The 17503-nt window shown below is 63.3% G+C and carries 14 protein-coding genes; 13 read left to right on the top strand and 1 reads right to left on the bottom strand.

Going from position 1 to position 17503, the window contains the following annotated elements:
- Window positions 1-90 precede the first annotated feature (90 nt).
- Together MESS4_RS10345 and MESS4_RS10340 are read left to right on the top strand one after the other, a co-directional pair.
- The gene (locus MESS4_RS10345; RefSeq protein WP_006329719.1) at window positions 91-768 is read left to right on the top strand and encodes an FCD domain-containing protein; all 678 of its coding nucleotides are present in this window, start codon (window positions 91-93) and stop codon (window positions 766-768) included.
- Window positions 769-814: 46 nt separating this feature from the next.
- Window positions 815-2386 carry a GMC family oxidoreductase N-terminal domain-containing protein gene (locus MESS4_RS10340; protein WP_006329718.1) on the top strand — a complete coding sequence of 524 codons (1572 nt, stop codon included), beginning with the start codon at window positions 815-817 and terminating at the stop codon, window positions 2384-2386.
- A gap of 8 nt (window positions 2387-2394) precedes the next feature.
- Here the strand turns inward: MESS4_RS10340 and tssH are convergent, their stop codons facing one another.
- Entirely contained in the window at window positions 2395-5148 is a 2754-nt protein-coding gene (gene tssH, locus MESS4_RS10335) for a type VI secretion system ATPase TssH (RefSeq protein WP_006329717.1), read from the bottom strand.
- Between the two features lie 330 nt (window positions 5149-5478).
- On the opposite strand from tssH, the gene tssA reads away from it, so the two are divergent.
- The 11 genes from tssA to icmH are packed head-to-tail and all read left to right on the top strand — an operon-like array spanning window position 5479 to window position 17503.
- A complete protein-coding gene (gene tssA, locus MESS4_RS10330) occupies window positions 5479-6657 on the top strand; it encodes a type VI secretion system protein TssA (RefSeq protein WP_006329715.1) in 1179 nt (392 codons plus the stop codon).
- Between the two features lie 6 nt (window positions 6658-6663).
- Window positions 6664-7200: a type VI secretion system contractile sheath small subunit gene (gene tssB / locus MESS4_RS10325; protein WP_006329712.1), complete on the top strand. Its 537-nt coding sequence runs from the start codon at window positions 6664-6666 to the stop codon at window positions 7198-7200.
- Window positions 7201-7203: 3 nt separating this feature from the next.
- Window positions 7204-8709, top strand: a complete 1506-nt coding sequence (gene tssC / locus MESS4_RS10320) for a type VI secretion system contractile sheath large subunit (RefSeq protein ID WP_006329710.1) — start codon at window positions 7204-7206, stop codon at window positions 8707-8709.
- A 48-nt stretch (window positions 8710-8757) separates the two neighbouring features.
- On the top strand, window positions 8758-9219 hold the full coding sequence (locus MESS4_RS10315; protein ID WP_006329708.1) for an Hcp family type VI secretion system effector: 462 nt from the start codon (window positions 8758-8760) through the stop codon (window positions 9217-9219).
- Entirely contained in the window at window positions 9206-9961 is a 756-nt protein-coding gene (gene tssE / locus MESS4_RS10310) for a type VI secretion system baseplate subunit TssE (protein WP_006329706.1), read from the top strand. The genes MESS4_RS10315 and tssE overlap by 14 nt, the downstream gene beginning before the upstream one ends.
- A gap of 1 nt (window position 9962) precedes the next feature.
- Entirely contained in the window at window positions 9963-11828 is a 1866-nt protein-coding gene (tssF, locus tag MESS4_RS10305; protein WP_006329704.1) for a type VI secretion system baseplate subunit TssF, read from the top strand.
- Window positions 11792-12877 carry a type VI secretion system baseplate subunit TssG gene (tssG, locus tag MESS4_RS10300; protein ID WP_006329702.1) on the top strand — a complete coding sequence of 362 codons (1086 nt, stop codon included), beginning with the start codon at window positions 11792-11794 and terminating at the stop codon, window positions 12875-12877. The genes tssF and tssG overlap by 37 nt, the downstream gene beginning before the upstream one ends.
- Entirely contained in the window at window positions 12874-14346 is a 1473-nt protein-coding gene (tagH, locus tag MESS4_RS10295; RefSeq protein WP_006329700.1) for a type VI secretion system-associated FHA domain protein TagH, read from the top strand. Before tssG ends, tagH begins: the two co-directional genes overlap by 4 nt.
- Before the next feature lie 3 nt (window positions 14347-14349).
- Window positions 14350-14802, top strand: coding sequence for a type VI secretion system lipoprotein TssJ (gene tssJ / locus MESS4_RS10290; RefSeq protein WP_006329698.1), 453 nt, complete (start codon window positions 14350-14352; stop codon window positions 14800-14802).
- A 39-nt stretch (window positions 14803-14841) separates the two neighbouring features.
- A complete protein-coding gene (gene tssK / locus MESS4_RS10285; protein ID WP_006329696.1) occupies window positions 14842-16176 on the top strand; it encodes a type VI secretion system baseplate subunit TssK in 1335 nt (444 codons plus the stop codon).
- Between the two features lie 4 nt (window positions 16177-16180).
- Complete coding sequence (icmH, locus tag MESS4_RS10280; protein WP_006329694.1) at window positions 16181-17503, top strand: type IVB secretion system protein IcmH/DotU; 1323 nt, start codon at window positions 16181-16183, stop codon at window positions 17501-17503.

Raw genomic sequence — 17503 nt, 5'->3', positions numbered from 1 at the left:
TGGTTGAGTGCCGTTTCCATCAGGTTTCGTGTCACAATAGGATAACCGAACGTTGAGTCGGCGGCTGCCGATCAGACAGGAGATTTGGTTTTGAACGCATTCGAGCCGCAGATCGTAGCATCGGATCTCGACGACATCATTGCAGCGGTCCGCCAGTTGCAGCAGGGCGGCGGCAAGCTTCCTTCCGAGCGCGATCTTGCCGACCACCTGAACGTGAAGCGCCATCAGCTTCGCAAGGCGCTCGAGATGCTGCGCCGGTCGGGCGACTTGAAACCAGCGCGCGCCAGGCGGGCGCCGACGGCCCTGCCCAGATATGGCGAGGAACTTGTCAGGGTAACCAACCCTATCGAGGTTCTGGAACTGCGCCTGCTCATGGAGCCGGGGCTTGCCCGGCTGGCATCGCTGCGCGCTTCCTCGTTCGAGACGGCCCGGATCATTGATGCGGCAACCACGCCGGAGAACGCCTCGTCAGGCGCGGTCGATTTCGCTTTCCATCTCGCCATCGTTGCCGCCGCGCGCAACCATCTTGCCGCCGAATTCTACAAGATGCTGCGCCAGGTCGGGGTCGATGCGCGGGTGAAGATCGCACGCACCGCCGCGCCCACCTGCCCCAAGCGGATCGCCGAGCGCGACGGCGAGCATCGCCTGATTGCCGAAGCGATCTCGCAGCGCGACCCGGAAGCCGCCGAGGCGGCCATGCGCGCGCATTTGCTGTCCGTGCAAAGACAGATCACCGAGCGGTCGAATGCCGGCGCTTTCGCCGCATGATCGTTTCTTCCTATTAGCCAATCGGCCTGCTCGCGGGGACATCAAGGTGAAACGTCATTTCGACGTGCTGGTCGTCGGCGCGGGATCCGCCGGCTCGGTCGTGGCCAGCCGGCTGAGCGAGGACCGATCCTGCCAGGTCGGCCTGATCGAGGCCGGGGTCATGCCGTCCGATCCCGATATCGCCGACCCGCTGAAATGGACGATGCTGCAAGGCCGCGCCTATGACTGGGCTTACCGGACCGTGCCGCAGCCCTTTACCGCGAACCGCGTCCATGAATGGCCGCGTGGAAAGATCGTCGGCGGCTCGAGCTGCCTGCACGCCATGGCCTATGTGCGCGGTCATCCTAATGATTTCCAACCCTGGGCAGAGGCCGGGGGCGAGCGCTGGTCCTATCAAGGGCTGTTGCCGGGCTTTGTGCGCAGTGAAGCTTTCACGGCCTTCGACGCGCCGTCGCGCGGCCGGAGCGGACCGCTGGACGTCTATCTGCCGGATGCCGCGGTCAGCCCCGTGGTCCGCGCCTATATGGCAGCCGGGCGGGCCATGGGTGCTCCCGTCCTGACCGACCACAACAGCGGCGAGCTGGTCGGCACCAGCCCCAATTCGCTGAACATCCGAGACGGCAGGCGGCTGAGCGTCGCCGACGCCTATCTGCCCCCGGAAGTGATGGCGCGGCCGAACCTCGCCTTGCTCATGGCCCACGAGGTCGAGCACCTCGTGCTGGGTGGCCACCGGGCCACCGGTGTGGCTGTCATGTGCAATGGAAATGCCATGACGGTCTCCGCCGACCGGATTGTTCTTTGCGCCGGCGCGGTGTCCTCGCCGCTCATCCTCATGCGGTCGGGCATCGGCGATCCGGATACGCTGCGGCAGGCAGGGATACGCTGCCTTGCCGACCGGGGCGATGTCGGCCGTAATCTGCAGGACCATCTGCTAGCGCTTGGCAATGTGTATGCCGCGAAAAAGCCGGTGCCGCCGTCCCGCTTGCAGCACTCCGAATCGCTGATGTATCTGCATGGCGACGACCCTACCCGTTCCACGGGAAGTCCCGATATCGTGCTCGCCTGCGTCGTTGCTCCGTCAGCGGCCGAGGGCCTGGATGCCCCGTCCTACGGCTCCGCCTTCACGATCCTGTGCGGCGTCACCCATCCGACGAGCCGTGGACGCATCGTCCCGGGCGGGCCGGGCCGCAGCGATGCACCGGTCATCGACCCGCATTATCTCGAAACCGAACACGACCGAGCGGTTTTCCGAATGGCCCTGAAGACGGCGCGCGCGGTTGGTCATCATGCAGCGCTCGACGAGTGGCGCGACGTGGAAGTTCTGCCAGGATCATCGGTGCAGTCGGACGACGAGCTTGACGCTTTCATCGCGAGCGCTGCCTCCACGCACCATCATCCTGCCGGCACGTGCAGGATGGGCAAGGATACGGACGCCGTCGTCGACCCGGATTTGCGGCTGAACGGCTTCGACAACATCTTCATCGTCGACGCCTCGGTGATGCCGACGATCCCGAGCGGACCGATCAATGCCGCCGTGGTCGCCATCGCGGAAAGCTGGGCTTCGTCGCTTTCCTCAAGCAACTACAAAAGCAGCCGTCGGATGTTTCGTCAGAATTGATCCCTGAGCTATTCGAAAGAATAGGTGAAACCTCCTTCGGAGGCTCCGACAGTCACCTTCGTCATCTTTTCCCCCTCGAGCGACCGGTTCAGCACCCCGCGGCTCAATTCCGGCAGAAGCGTGTTTGTCAGAATGGCGTCGATCATTCGCCCGCCGGATTCGATCTCGCTGCAGCGGGCCTTGACGAGATCCATGACACCGTCACCGATCACCAACTCGGCATCATTGCTTGCACGCAACCGGCGCGCGATCTTGGCGAACTGATGGCGGGTGATCGCTTCGATCATAGAATCCGAGAGCGGGTAGTAAGGGATGGTTACCACCCGGCCAAGGAAGGCCGCCGGGAAAACCTTCAACAATGGGGCGCGCAGCGCTGTGTCTAGATCGTCGAGCCCCGCCCGTACCGTGCCGTTTCTGGTCCGGTCCATGATGACTTCGGAGCCGACGTTCGAGGTGAGCAGGATCAGCGTGTTCTTGAAATCTATCCGACGGCCTTCGCTGTCGTCCATCATCCCCTTGTCAAAAACCTGGAAGAAGATTTCGTGCACGTCCGGATGAGCCTTCTCGACCTCGTCGAGCAGGATCACCGAATAGGGTTTGCGGCGGACCGCCTCGGTCAGGATGCCACCCTTGCCATAGCCGACATATCCGGGCGGCGCGCCTTTCAGGGTGGAGACTGTATGTGCCTCCTGGAACTCGGACATATTGATGGAGATGAGGTTTTGTTCGCCGCCGTAAAGCGTCTCGGCCAAGGCCAGCGCGGTTTCGGTCTTACCCACGCCCGAGGGACCGCAGAGCAAGAACACGCCTACCGGCTTTTCCGGCGCGCCCAGCCCGGCGCGGCTGGTCTGCACGCGCTTGGCGATCATCTCCATCGCATGATCCTGGCCGACCACGCGTTCGGACAAGGTGGCGGCGAGCCGTAGCGCCTTTTCGGTCTGGCTCGACAGCATCCTGCCAGTGGGGATGCCAGTCCAGTCCTGTACCACGGCCGCCACGGCGTTGCGGTCGACCGACGGCAGGATCAGCGGCGTCTCGCCCTGCGCCTCGGCCAGTTCGGCCATTAGTTCCCGCAGCCGCGCGAGATCGGCAACCGGATCGGATGAGGGAGGATCGGGGGGCGCCGTCGCCGTCGTCTCGGTCTCAGGCGTTTTGGTCTCAGGCGCGTCGGCGCCTGCTGTTTCGGCGACCGCCTCCTGCGTCTCCACCGCATCGAGCGGCACTCCCTCGCCGCGCAGCCTGGCGCGCAGTTCGAGTATCTCGGCAACCAGCGCCTTTTCCCGCTCCCAACGTTGCCGCGCGGCGGCGAGCGTGACTTCGGTTTCGGCTAGACCCGTTTCGACCCGAGCCTGCCGGTCAGCCACTTCGATGCCGATCGCCGCCTCGCGGCCGATGATGCCGCGCTCGACCTCCAGCGCCTGGCGGCGGCGCATAATATCCTCCACCTCGGCCGGGGTGGCATGCTGCGAAATGGCGACACGGGCGCAGGCGGTGTCGAGAAGGCTCACCGCCTTGTCCGGCAATTGCCGCGCAGGGATGTAGCGATGCGACAGGCCGACCGCCGCCTCGATCGCCTCATCGAGTATCTGCACCTTGTGGTGCTGCTCCAGGACGCCGGCCACACCGCGCAGCATGAGAACGGCCACCGCCTCGGACGGCTCGTCGATCTTGACCACCTGGAAGCGGCGCGTCAGCGCCGGGTCTTTCTCGATGTGCTGCTTGTATTCGGCCCAGGTCGTTGCCGCGATGGTGCGAAGTTCGCCGCGCGCCAGCGCCGGTTTCAGCAGGTTGGCCGCATCGCCCGTTCCAGCCGCGCCGCCCGCTCCAATCAAGGTGTGGGCTTCGTCGATGAACAGGATGACCGAGGTTTCGGAGGATTGAACCTCATCGATGACCGCCTTAAGCCGTTTTTCGAATTCACCCTTTACGCTTGCACCCGCCTGCATCAATCCGACGTCGAGCATGCGCACGCTGACGCCCTGCAGCGTTGGCGGCACGTCGCCATCGGCGATGCGCAAGGCAAAGCCTTCGACGACTGCCGTCTTGCCAACCCCGGCCTCGCCGGTCAGGATCGGGTTGTTTTGCCGGCGCCGCATCAGGATATCGACGATCTGCCTGATCTCCGGATCACGGCCGACGACCGGGTCGATCTTGCCGTCACGGGCACGCTGGGTCAGGTCGGTGGCATATTTGGCCAGCGCCGAATCCCCGCCCGGGCCCCGTTTCATCGGCGTTTCAGTGGCAGGAGCGGCCGGGGCGGCTCCGGCTTCGAGCGATCCTTCGACCACGTCAGCGAACCGCGCGATGACCCCATCGGCGTCGATCTTGTCGAATTCGCCGCTGATCTTCGACAGCAGGCCTTCCAGCACCGGCGTCTTCAGGCAGGCAAGGATGATATGGCCGCTGCGGACCTCCTCGACGCTGAATTCCAGCCCCGCCAGGTTCCAGCCTTCCTGGATGGCATGAAAGATATGATCGGAGAATTCCTCGATCGAAGTCGCGCCATAGGGCAGCTTGTCGACGGCGCGGGTCATGTCGGCGGTAAGCCGGCTTGCATCCACTCCCGCATCGGCAAGTATCATTTGCACATCCGAGCGGTCGGAAAGCACCAGTTGTTCGATGAAGTGGACGAGTTCGACGTAAGGATTGCCGCGCAGCTTGGCGGTATCGGCCGCGGCCTTGAAGGCGCGCACACAGACAGGATTGAGCTTGCCGACCAGTTCCTTGCGCTTGAAACTCTGCGATGACCGGCGCTGTTCCATCGAACCTGCTCCTGAAATCTGCCAGCCAGCAACCTGCCACATTAGTGGCGACTTGACAAAGCGCATGACGGATAGGGCGCTCGGCCGCCGGCCCGGCCGGCTTCCGTTTCGCGGATAGTCCCACATTCGGGCCGCAAACAACCACGGAATTGCCGGCGTCTATGCGATGAATTTCACATACAGGTTTCGGCGATCACGCCACTGATCCCGGCGCTCAGGATCGGGTTGCGGGCTTCCATTAACTTTTAAGCAGCAACTAAATTGTGGTAAAGTGACGCAGTGTGATAACGTTGCGTCATGCGGTCTCGGGGCCGCCCGCTGGGGGTTTGTGTGATTGATCTCGCACTCTGGCTTGCTCCTCTCGACGGTGAAAATCCGTCCGGGGAGGATTTGCGCAACGATCCGGCTTTCCACGAGCTGGAGCGGCTCATCGAGCCCCAGGTCAAGGTCGTCCATGACGGCAACAACAAGCCCGCCTCGCAAAGCACCATTCCGGTCGACTGGCCCGCCGTTCTCGGCAAGGCTGAGGAACTGCGCGCGCATGGCCGGGATCTGCGCTTGCTTGTCCTTGTCGCGCGCGCGCTGGCCAATGAAGAAGGCCCGGCCGGGCTCGCGCAGGGCCTGACCCTGATTGCGAAGAGCTTCGACCAATATTGGGAAACCATGCATCCGGCATTGCGGCCGAACGCTCCGCCACGCGACGCGGCCTTGCGCCGTCTCAACGCCCTCGCAGACCTCCAGAATGGCCAGGAGGGATTGCTGGCGGACCTGCGGCAAAGGACATTCTTTGCGCCGCGCGCGATCGGACCGATCACCGGACGCGATCTGGAAAATGGCGCGCTCGACGAGCGTGTCATGCTCCAGGAAGCCGCTTCGGGGTTGAACGCGGCTGAAAAGGCGGCGCTGGCCAGCGCCCACAGTCAGCTTCTGAACCGGGTACGCGCTGGATGCGCGGCACAGGCGGACCAGGCCAATGCGGAGATGGTGTCGCTCCTCGCCGATGCCCGGGCAGCGATCGCAGCTCTCGATGCGGTCGAGACAGCACTCAACACCCACCTTGACGGCAGCGGCGGCGCCATCGCCCCGGAATTAAAGCGGCTTCTGCAGCGTGTGCTGACGACCCTCGAGCGGAATTCGGCTGCCGGGACCACGGCGAATGGCGCGGCAACGACGGCTTCCACGCCCGCGGATCCGGCAACGCCTGCTCGAAACGGTCACGGAGCCGATACTATGGCAACTATGGCAAGCTACGCGGAACCGAGCACGGGGCTTCCCGATCGGATCACCTCGCGCGACGATGTCGTGAAGTGCCTCGACCTTGTCGTCGCCTTCTATGACCGCACCGAACCGTCGAGCCCGATCCCGCATCTGGCACGGCGCGTGCGTCGGATGGTGCACATGGATTTTGTCGAACTGATGGAAGATCTCGCCCCTTCGGGGCTGAAGGAATTCCGGCTTCTTGCCGGCGTTCCCGATGCCAAGAAGACGGCTCAGAAGGATGAAAGGTAACAAGCCATGCCAGCCGAAAGCAAAGCAAAGGTCATCGAACGAAATCGCGCGCCGCGGGTGCAGATCGCCTATGACGTGGAAACCTATGGCAGCCCGACGACGATTGAACTGCCGTTCGTCATGGGCGTGATGGCCGACCTTTCCGGCGCTTCACAGACCAAGGAAGCATCAAAGTCAGTGCTGGACCGCTCCTTTGTCGAGACCGATGCGAACCGCTTTCCCAAGTTCATGGAAGCGCTTGGGCCCCGGGTGAAGGCGCGGGTGAAGAACACGCTGCCGCAGGCAGAGGGTGCCGAGCGCGACGAGGAGCTGGCGCTTGACCTCACCTTCACCAAGATTGGCGATTTCGCCCCGGACAAAATCGCCGAGCAAGTTCCGCAACTGGCCGAGATCCTAAAGATGCGCCGCCAGCTCGAAGAGCTGCTCGGCTTCATGGACGGCCGGGTCGATGCCGAAAAACGCATCGCCCAGTTGCTGAACAACCAGCCGCTGCTTGGCCAGATTGCCAGCCAGGCACTGTCCGACGACAAGGGCGAGGAATAAGTCATGGCCGAACAACAAAAAACCGAAGCAGCCGTCGCCGAGGCCGAAGCCGTCGACCTCGGAGAATTCAGCCAACTGCTCGAAAAGGACTTCAAGGTCAAGAAAGACGATAGCGAGAAGCTGCAGCAATTGGTGCGCAATCTTGCGCTGGCCGCGCAGTCCCGCTCTGAAACGACAACCATTTCGTCCAACTCGATCAAGTCGATCAAGTCGCTGATTGCCGGCATTGACAAGATGCTGACGACCCAGATGAACGAGATCCTGCACGCGCCGGAAGTGCGTGAAATGGAAGGCACGTGGCGTGGCCTCTGGTACCTCGTCAACAACACCGAGACGGATCAGAAGCTGAAAATCCGGGTCATGAACATTTCCAAGGAGCAGCTCGCCGACACGCTTGAAGACTATGAGGGCCAGATGTGGGATCAGAGCCCGATCTTCAAGAAAGTCTATACCGACGAGTATTCGATGCTCGGTGGCGAACCGATCGGCTGCGTTATTGGTGCCTACGAATTCTCGAACCATCCGCGTGACGTCGGCCTGCTGCGCAACATCTCCGGCATCTGCGCCTCCGCGCATACGCCGTTCATCGCGGCCGCCTCGCCGCGCCTGTTCCGCATGGACAGCTGGCAGGAACTGCCGAACCCGCAGGACCTGCAGCAGATCGTCTCCAATCCGGCCTATGCCTCGTGGCAATCTCTGCGCGAGAGCGAGGATGCGCGCTATATCGGCCTGACCATGCCACGTGTCCTGGCGCGACTGCCATATGGCACGGATACCGTTCCGGTTAAGGGTTTCACCTTCGAGGAAGAGGTGCAGGGCGATCACAACAAATATGTCTGGATGAACGCCGCCTTCCCGATGGGCGTGAACATAAACCGCAGCCACAAGCTTTTTGGCTGGGGGACCCAGATCCGCGGCGTCGAGAACGGCGGCACGGTCCTCAACCTGCCGGTGCACAGCTTTCCAACCGATGATGGGTCGGTAGCGATGAAATGTCCTACGGAAGTCGCCATCGACGATAGGCGCGAGGCAGAGCTGGCCAAGCTCGGTCTGATGCCGATCCTGCATCGCAAGAATACCGATCTCGCGGCCTTTATTGGCGCACACTCGCTGCAGGACGACGAGACGCGGGCGGGACGGCTGGTCGACCCCGATGCACAGTCCAACGAACGGCTGAGCGCCAACCTGCCCTATCTCTTCCCGGTCTCGCGCTTTGCGCATTACCTCAAGGCCATCGCGCGCGACAAGGTCGGCTCGTTCAAGGAGCGCTCGGACATGCAGATCTGGTTGACCGAGTGGATCAACCGATACGTGCTGGCCAACCCGGCCTTTGCCGACGATAAGGCGCGCGCCAAGCGCCCGCTTGCCGCCGCGGAGGTCCAGGTGGACAGCGTGGAGGGGCGGCCGGGCTATTACAATGCCCGCTTCTATCTGCGCCCGCATTACCAGTTGGAGGGCATCAACGCCTCGCTCAGGCTGGTGTCGGAACTACCGTCCGTGAAGTCTTGATTTGCAGCAGCATCATCTTGTTTTGTTTGAAAGCGGTGGAGAAAGACAATGCCCACAACAGTGAAGATCGATGGCTTTCTAAAGGTTCCGGATATCAAAGGTCCAAGCGTTCGAGACGGCCACGAAGATGAAATCGAAGTCCACGGGGTCGATTACAAGATAATCGCGCCATACGATCCGAATTCGCTCTCACGTCGCGGTCGTGTCTCCCTCGGCATGATCAAGTTCACCAAACATTATGACAAGTCGTCGCCCTATTTGAAAAAGGCGCTGTTCGACAACAAGGCGCTGGACGAAGTTGTGTTCTCCGCACGCCGGACCATCGATGGGGAGACCAGCGACTACCTGGTCGTCACCCTGACCGACGCCTCGATCATGGAATACGACATGTCGCAGGCCGAGGACGAGGAAGACCTGATCCAGGAGGAGGTCAGCTTCGCCTACAAGAAGATCAAGTTCGTCTATGACAAGGATGACGAAATCGAAATGGATGTCTATGTCGGCAAGTGAGGCGCGCCGGCCTGGCGCCGACAAGCTACAGGTCACCGGCAGTTCGCGAGCGAAACGCGAAGCGGTCCAGCCCTCTCTTTGGGATCGCCTCGTCAATGATCTGCCGGGCCTGACTTCCGAGATAGACGGGCTGCGCCAAGTCCTGCAGGACGAGCTTGGCGCGGACCGGCTGGATGCCTTCGTTGCGGGCAGTGCGCGGCTCATCGATGCCGATGTGGAGCTGACATCCGAACAGAAGCGGCGCCTGCAGAGACTGGCCTTTCAGACCGAGCACCGTGTGGAGATCGAGAGTCGCGGCGTGGTCGTATCCGCCCGTGTGCTCAGGGAGGCCGTGCGACGCGACATCGAGGCGCTGTTCAACACCGAGCGCTTCGAGGCTGTTCCACTTCTCTCCGATCTCGAAAACGAACAGGCCGCGGACAATCCGCCATCGCTGGCCGATTTTCCGGAGGTTCGTCGAAGTGTGGTCAATTACGGCGTGCCTTCGTTTTCGGGCCGCTCGTCCCGCGACTTTGATCGCGAGGCCCTGGCGCGCGAGATCCGTTCCATCCTCGCCACGTTCGAGCCACGTCTCAAGGAGAGCGCAACAAAGGTTACGGTGACCCTTGGCGATAAAAGCATGGGCCTGAAGATCGAGATAGACGCTGTGCTGATCATGACGCCGACGCCAGAACGCATGCGCCTGCGCACCACGATCAATCTCGACAACGGCTTGGCGCGGACCGAATTTAGGGAAGCCTGAGATGGATCGGGTCTTCGTAGAATATTACGAGGAGGAACTGACCCATATCCGTGCGCTCGCAGCGGAATTTGCCGACATGCATCCGGCTGTGGCGCGCAATCTTTCGCTCGATACGGTCCCGTGTCCGGATCCGTATGTCGAGCGGCTGCTTGATGGCGTTGCCTTTCTCGCCGCGCGCACCAGATTGAAAGTCGATGCGGAGCGCTCGCGGTTTTCACGCAGCGTCCTGGATGTCCTCTATCCCGATCTCGTTACACCGGCGCCGGCAACGGCGATGGCTGTGTTGAAACCCGGCCAGCAGGTCCAGTCGATGATTGCCGGCCATGTCATCAAGCGGAACACGCGGCTGGTCTCCAGCCTGCAACCCGGCCTGTCGACGCGCTGCACATTCACCACCGCGCAGGAGATGACGCTGTGGCCGATAGCCATCACTTCGGTCAGCTATTTTCAGGATCGCAGCGGGCTGGTAGCGGCCGGCATAACGCCGATAGGTGGCGAGGCTGCGCTCCGTATCGCGCTCACTCGGACCGGAAAAGGCAAGCTCAACGAACTGGCGCTCGACCGGCTTGATCTCTATTTTGCCGGGCGTACCAAGGCGCCGCTGCTTTTTGACGCGATTTTCGGTGCCTGCTCGACTGTTGGCGCACGAGCGGAAGGCAAGACCAACCCGCTATCGCCTTTGCGGGAACCCGAAATGGTCGGCATCGGCGACGACGAGGCCCTGATGCCTCGTACCCGTCCGACATTCGAAGGGTACCGACTGCTGCGCGAATATTTCATGATGCCCGAGCGCTTCCACTATGTGCGGATTGCAGGGCTGCAACCCGTCCTGCGCAAATGCGAGGCCGGGATCGAGATCATCTTCATATTCCGGCGTCCGGTGGCCGAGCTTGCCGACCTGACACCAGCCGATTTCGAACTGTTCGCAACGCCGATCATCAACCTCTTCGAGCGTGAGTGCAACGTCATCGAGCTCGATCCCCGCAAGACGCGGCAAGTGCTGCATGCCGACCGCACGCGGGCGCGGGACTTCGAAATCTACCGGGTCACCCGCGTCGAGGACGCCGACACCGAGGGGAACGACGCCGAAATCCCGGAGCTCTTCAGCCTCGGGCAGAACCGCGGCAGTGGCTGGGTCTACTCCACCGAACGGCGCCCCCGCCGGGCCACCGAAGATGAACGGCGCGACGGCCTGACCCGCACCTCATACACCGGAGACGACGTCTTCCTGTCGATCTCCCGTCCGCTTGGAAGCCCGCCGAACCGTCCGCTAAAGCGGGTCGAGATCACGGCGCTTTGCACCAACCGCGATCTGCCGATCCTCGACGACAACCCCACTTTGACGCTGGAGACAGGCGATCCGGTCGAAACGGTCAGGCTTCTGGGCGCATTGCGTTCACCGCAGCCGGCCATCCCTGCGGCGCTGCCGGCGGGCGCCGAGGGCGAATCCCGCGCCGACAATCTCGCCTGGCGTCTCGTGGCGCAACTCGCGCTCAACTTTCTCAGCCTTGCCAAGGAAGGTCGCGGTACGGATCCGCTGCATGCGCTGCTCGATCTCTATGCCGACCGGGGAGATCCGAGCCTCGCCCGCAATGTGCACTCGATCGTTCGCATCGACTCGCGGTCGGTCATCGAACGGCTGCAGATCGACGGGCCGATGTGCTTCGGACGGGGCACGGAAGTGACGCTGCATGTGGACCAGTCGGTTCTGGCGGGGCAAAGCACATTGCTGCTTTCGGCCTTGCTCGCGCGGCTGTTTACCCGTCACGCCGGAATAAACGGCTTTGTGCGGACCCGCACGCGGCTGCTGCAGAAGCAGGAGGATGTGCCATGGCCGATGACGCCCGGCAATCGCTACCTGATCTAGACCCATTCGACCTGGACCGGGCCGAGGGGCTGTCTGAATCGTTCGACTTCTTCGAGCTGTTGCGTCGGCTCGAACGGAGGGGCGGTCTGTTCGGCTATTCCGGCCAGCCGGATCGCGAGCCGGCAAGGCTCGGGCAGCATGTGCGTCTCAGCTTTACCGCCAAGGACGTGGTTGAGTTCCGCGACGCGAAGGACAAGGCGCCGGGGAAGAACAGTGCGCCGGCCCGGGTCACGGTTGCAAATCTCGGGCTGATGGGACCTGAAGGCCCCTTGCCCCTGCATCTGACGCGTTGGGTGCTCGATCGCCTGTCGCAGCGCTGGTTCACCGGCGCCGATGCGCAGCAGACCAGCGACACGACCTTCGTGGATTTCGTCAACATTCTTCAGCACCGCATGATTGCCCTGTACTATCGGGCCTGGGCGGATGCCCACCCCGCGGTACAGGTGGAACGCGCGGTCGGCGGCCGCGTTCGCGCCATGCTTGAAGCCATGGCGGGGATCGGCCTGCCCGGCACCCGGAATCCCGATCTCGACACAGTGAAGCTTCGCCAGGCCGCTTCGCTCGCCAGCCAGGTCGACGGCCCAGAGCGACTGACGCTGTTTCTGGCGGAAGCATTCAAGGTGCCGGTCCAGATCAGGGAGTTCGTCGCCGCGTGGATAACCATACCAGCCATGCTCCAGACCCGCCTTGCCAAGGCCTACGCTGCGCTCGGTCGCGGGGCGACGATCGGCCCACGCGTTTTCAGCCGCCAAAGCAGGATCGAACTCCGCGTCGGCCCGCTCGGATATGAGGACTTCAAGGCGTTCCTGCCGGGTGGCCAGCGTCTGAAAGTGTTCAAGCAGGCGGTCCGCGACATGGTCGGGGAATCGCTCGACGTCGATCTGCGGATCGTGCTCGCGCGCGAGGCCGTGCCGCCGCCGCGTATCGGAGCGATACAGCTCGGCCGGACCACCTGGCTTGCGCGGCCCGCCGAAAGGGGGGATGCTGACGACATGCGGCTGCGGACGATCGTCGGATGGCGGCCGGAATTGGCGGGGGTCGCGGCATGAGCCTGCTGCTGACGCTGGAGCAAGGACCACGTACCCAGGCGGTAAGGCAGACCCGGCTGGACCAGGGTGAGTTGGTGATCGGCCGCAGCGCGGACGCGGACTGGCAGATCGACGATCCCGACATGTTCGTTTCACGCGCTCATTGCAAGATTACTGGCGGGCGAGATGGATATTTCGTCACCGACACGTCGAGCAGCGGGCTGTTCATAAACGACTCCGGCAGCCCGCTCGGCTCCGGCAAGTCCGCGCGTCTCCAAAGCGGCATGCGGCTGAGGCTGGGCGACTACGTTGTATATGTCGACCTGCAGACGCCGACCGCTCAGGCGCCGCCAGTCAGCCATCCGGTTCCGGAATGGTCCCAGCCTGCATCCCGAGCGCCGGTAAGCATCGGCCACGATGACTTTTTTTCAGCCAGGGTCGAAGAAGAACCGAGACGACCACGCCCAGCCGATCTGCCGAACCCATTCGAACAGCCGGTTGCCGGCGCGTTCGGGCGTGCCAATTCCAGCCAGCCCAGTTCGCCTGCCTTCGACGATCCGTTCAGCCTCGACCCGGTATCAACTCCCGCCCCGAACGGTGCCGCCCCGGTTCCCGAACCTCGTGGCGGGCCAAGTCTCGCAGACCCATTCAGCCTTGATCCGGAGCCTTCACGTAACGGTGCAAGCGAGTCCGTGCCACGAAAGCCGTCTGGATTCGAAGACGATTTCGGTTTCGGGCCGGCCGCATCGCCCGGCTTGGAGAAGGACGCCGGCCCGTCCGGTCAGCGCGAACGTGTCGCCGAAAGATCGCAATCCGCCAAGCCCTGGGACCTGCCTGCGCAACCGGCAGAGGCGCCTCCTCCACCAAGAACGGGCGTCGCTGCCAAACCTGCCCGGCCGCCGGCAGCGGCGCCGCAGGAGGACACGGCGCTTCGCATCGCGTTCTTGCGCGGCATGGGCATCGAGGAAGCCGATTTTCCCGGGCGCGACACCGCCGCGGAAATGGAGAAGTTCGGGCGCGAATATCGGCTGATGATGGAAGGCCTTATGCAGCTTCTGCGCAAGCGAGCCGAGGAAAAGGGAAGCGCTCGCGTCGCCCAGACGATGGTCGGAGCCTCTGAGGTCAATCCGCTCAAGTTTCTGCCGACTGTCGACGACGCCATCGTGACCATTATCGCCGAGCGCAGCCCTGGATTTCTCGCCGGCGAAGCAGCAATCGCCGACGCGATCCGCGATCTCGCGCAACATCACGTGCGCGCCTGGCGCGGCGTGCAGACCGCCTTGCGGCGGATGATTGACCGTTTTGATCCGGCAGCGATCGAGGAAGAGCTGAAATCGAATTCCGCGATCGGCACCCTGCTTTCGGGCGGGCGCGGCGCCAAATTGTGGGAGCTCTACCAGAAACGCCATCGTGAAATCGCCCAGAGCGCGGAATCGAGCTTCCTTGGTGAAATTGGCGCAGATTTTCGGGACGCATATGAGGAGGAGTGAGACATGATCGATCGACGCGAATTCGTCATTGCCCTGGGCGCGACGGGGCTGCTTGCGGCTTGCCAAAGCGGCCCGCCAAAGCCATCGGCCATCACGGTCAACCTGACCGGCGCGGCCGGCATGAACCCGGGACCAGGTGGCGGCGACCGGCCGGTGACGGTCCTGGTGATGCGGCTGCGCAGCGCCGGTAAATTCAATTCGGCCGATTATTTCGCGCTGCAGGGGGATGCCGGCTCCGCGCTCGCAGGCGATCTCATCGGATCCGACCAGATGTCAGTCGCGCCGGGAAAGACCGCGACCAAAATCATCACCGTCGAGCCGGACGCAACTGCGCTGGGCTTCGTTGCACTGATACGCGAGCCCGGCGGCAGGAACTGGCGGACAACCAAGTCAGTTTCGCCGGGATCACAATTTACCGTCAATGTAACGCTTGGCAGCGGGGGCATTTCCGCCTAGCGGCCAAGGCAAGGGGTGCTCGATGCAGAGAGTGGCGGCATGAGCGATGCAAACAGGGTGCTGTGGTCCGAAGGACTGTTTCTGCGGACCCAGCATTTCCAGCAGCAGGATCGTTTTTTCGAGGCGACTGTGCGCGGCGCTTTGCAGGCCGGGCAGCTCCACACGTTCGGCTTTCAGCAGCTGACGCTGGACCAGGCATTGCTCGATGCCGGCCAGGTCTCGATCCTGTCGGCACGGGGCATCTTCCCGGACGGAACCCCCTTCTCCATTCCAGACATGATGGACGCGCCGCGACCGCTGCCTGTGAACGCCGATACGGGCGCCGGCTCAGTGCTGGTCGCCTTGCCGCTCGAGCCTGCTGGCGGCATCGGCTTTGATCCGGCACACGCCGCCTCCACCGGCGCACGCTATCACGGGCGGATCGTTGCGGTGCGCGACGCCGTGCAGGGAGGTTCAGACCCCGAAGAGATCGAAATCGCCCGTCCGCAGGCGCTGCTGCTTGCCCCAGGAAAATCGGTAGGCGGTTACACCGCCCTGCCCATAGCCGACATCAAGGGCGTTCGAGCCGACGGCGGGGTGTCCCTGGACGAGACGTTCCTGCCGCCGACCTTGGTTACCGGCGCGGTGGCCTGGTATCGGCAATTGCTTCTGGAAGTCGTTACAGGCCTCGACCAGATCGCCGAGGCCCATGGCAAGATGGTCATGGGCGGGCCAGGGCGCAGTGTCGAAGACCTGTTGATGCTCAATCTCGCCAATGCGGCGCGTCCCCGACTGGCCCACATGCTGGCTCAGGATGTTTTCCATCCAGCCGAGCTTTATCTGGAGCTTGCCGGTCTTGCCGGTTCGATGGCGACCTATGGCTCCAGCGCGCGGCGACTGGGCGAGTTGCCCGCTTACGATCACATGGCGCCTGGCCCCGCATATTCGGCGCTTGCGGATGCCCTGCGCTCCCTCATCCTGAGCCTGCGCTACATCGAGCCGAAATCACGCGCGCTGCCCGTCATGCGGCATTCGACCAATGTTTGGAAAATCCGCATCGACAATCCGAAGCTCTTGGTGGCCAGCCGGATCGTCATCCGGGTCGGGTCCGAGCTGTCGGAGGACGCCCTGCGCAAGATATTCGTCAATCAGGCGACTGTCGGCGCAGCCGATCAGTTCGAGGGCCTGTGGAAATCCCGTTTGCCCGGCATTCCGCTGAAACCGCTTCATTCGCAACCCCGTGAAATCCCCTACGATGGCGATCGGCTGTGTCTTGAGCTGGATCAGAAAAGCGAGCACTGGGCCTCGCTGCTCGATGCCCCGGGCTTCGTCATCGGCGTTTCGGGCGTGTTGCCGAGCGAGCCGCAGGTGGACTGCTATTCGGTGAACAGGTGAGATCATGAGCCGGGATGATCCTTTCGGACTGTCAGAGGATCGTGAACGCACTCGCATACGGCTGACCGGCGCGCCGACGCCGCGACCGATGGCACCACTCTTGCCGGGCGCGCCGATAAAACGGTCCCGTACCCATCCGAACGCACTTGTCAACGCATTCGCGCCCTTGCTCGAGTTCGCGCCCGAGCTTGAAAGCGCGCTGCCGCCGGAGAATCCGGAAGCGCTGCGCACCCGGCTGCTCGACGAACTGGTTCGGGCACGCGATACGGCAATGGCGGCGGGGTCCTCGCTGGAGCGGGCCGATCAGGCAGCCTGGGTGGTGGCGGCGCTGCTCGACGATCTGGCCTTGAACACGCCGTGGGGTGGTGCCAGCGCATGGCCCCGTCAACCGCTCGTGGTCATGCTCCGCGGCGATGTCGATGCCGGCACGCAGTTCTTTACCCGTCTCGACGAACTGGAGCGCCACCCGAACCGTGATCGCGAATTGCTGGAACTGCAATATCATTGCCTGGCGCTCGGCTTCCGCGGCAAGTATCGCGTGCCCGGCCGGTCGGGCGACCGCTCACTCAATGCCGTTCGCGTGGCGGCGGCACGCTTCCTGCGCGATGCCGACGCCGAAGGCGCGCCGCTGTCGCCGAACTGGAAAGGCGTGATCGCCTCAGACGAGCCACAGCGCTTCATCGTTCCGATCTGGGTGATGGCGCTCGCCGCCGCTGTTGTCGCCACCGCAATCCATATCGGGCTCTCGATGGGCCTGAGCAGCCAGGCGGTCGAGCTTTCCGCGCTTGTCCGCGCGCTGCCGCCTCCCACGCCGGGGGATATCAGCCGCACGTCGCCACAGGTCGACGCACCGCCGCCAGAGGCCGTGGATTTTGCGCTGTTGCCGGAATTTCAGGCCGGGGCGCCGGCCAATCTCAGGTCGGCCCTGCGTGGCACCGAGAGCGTTTCGCTGGCGAAGCTGGTCGTTCAGGCCTCCAACCCCGAACTGTTCCAGTCGTCGCGGGCACAACTGACGGGCGGTTTCGAGCCCCTGATCGGTTCGATCGCCAAGGTGATCCTCGCCAATCAGGAACTGATCGGAAACATCACGGTGGTCGGCCACACCGACAGCGTTCCGCTACAAAGCTCCAACCCGCTCTCCACCAACCAGCGGCTGTCCGAAGCGCGCGCCGCGGCCATTGCCGACATGCTGGTCCAGAACGGAGTGCCGCGGGACCGCGTTCGTTCCGAAGGCCGCGCAGCCACCGATCCCGTAGCCAAAAACAGCACGCGCCAAGGCCGGGCCCTCAACCGCCGCGTCGAGGTGCTGGTCGAAAAGAGGCTGTGA

The organism is Mesorhizobium sp. STM 4661 (genome assembly GCF_000359125.1).
In the GTDB taxonomy this organism is placed as follows: Bacteria; Pseudomonadota; Alphaproteobacteria; order Rhizobiales; family Rhizobiaceae; genus Mesorhizobium.
This window is presented reverse-complemented; position numbering and strand designations above follow the sequence as displayed.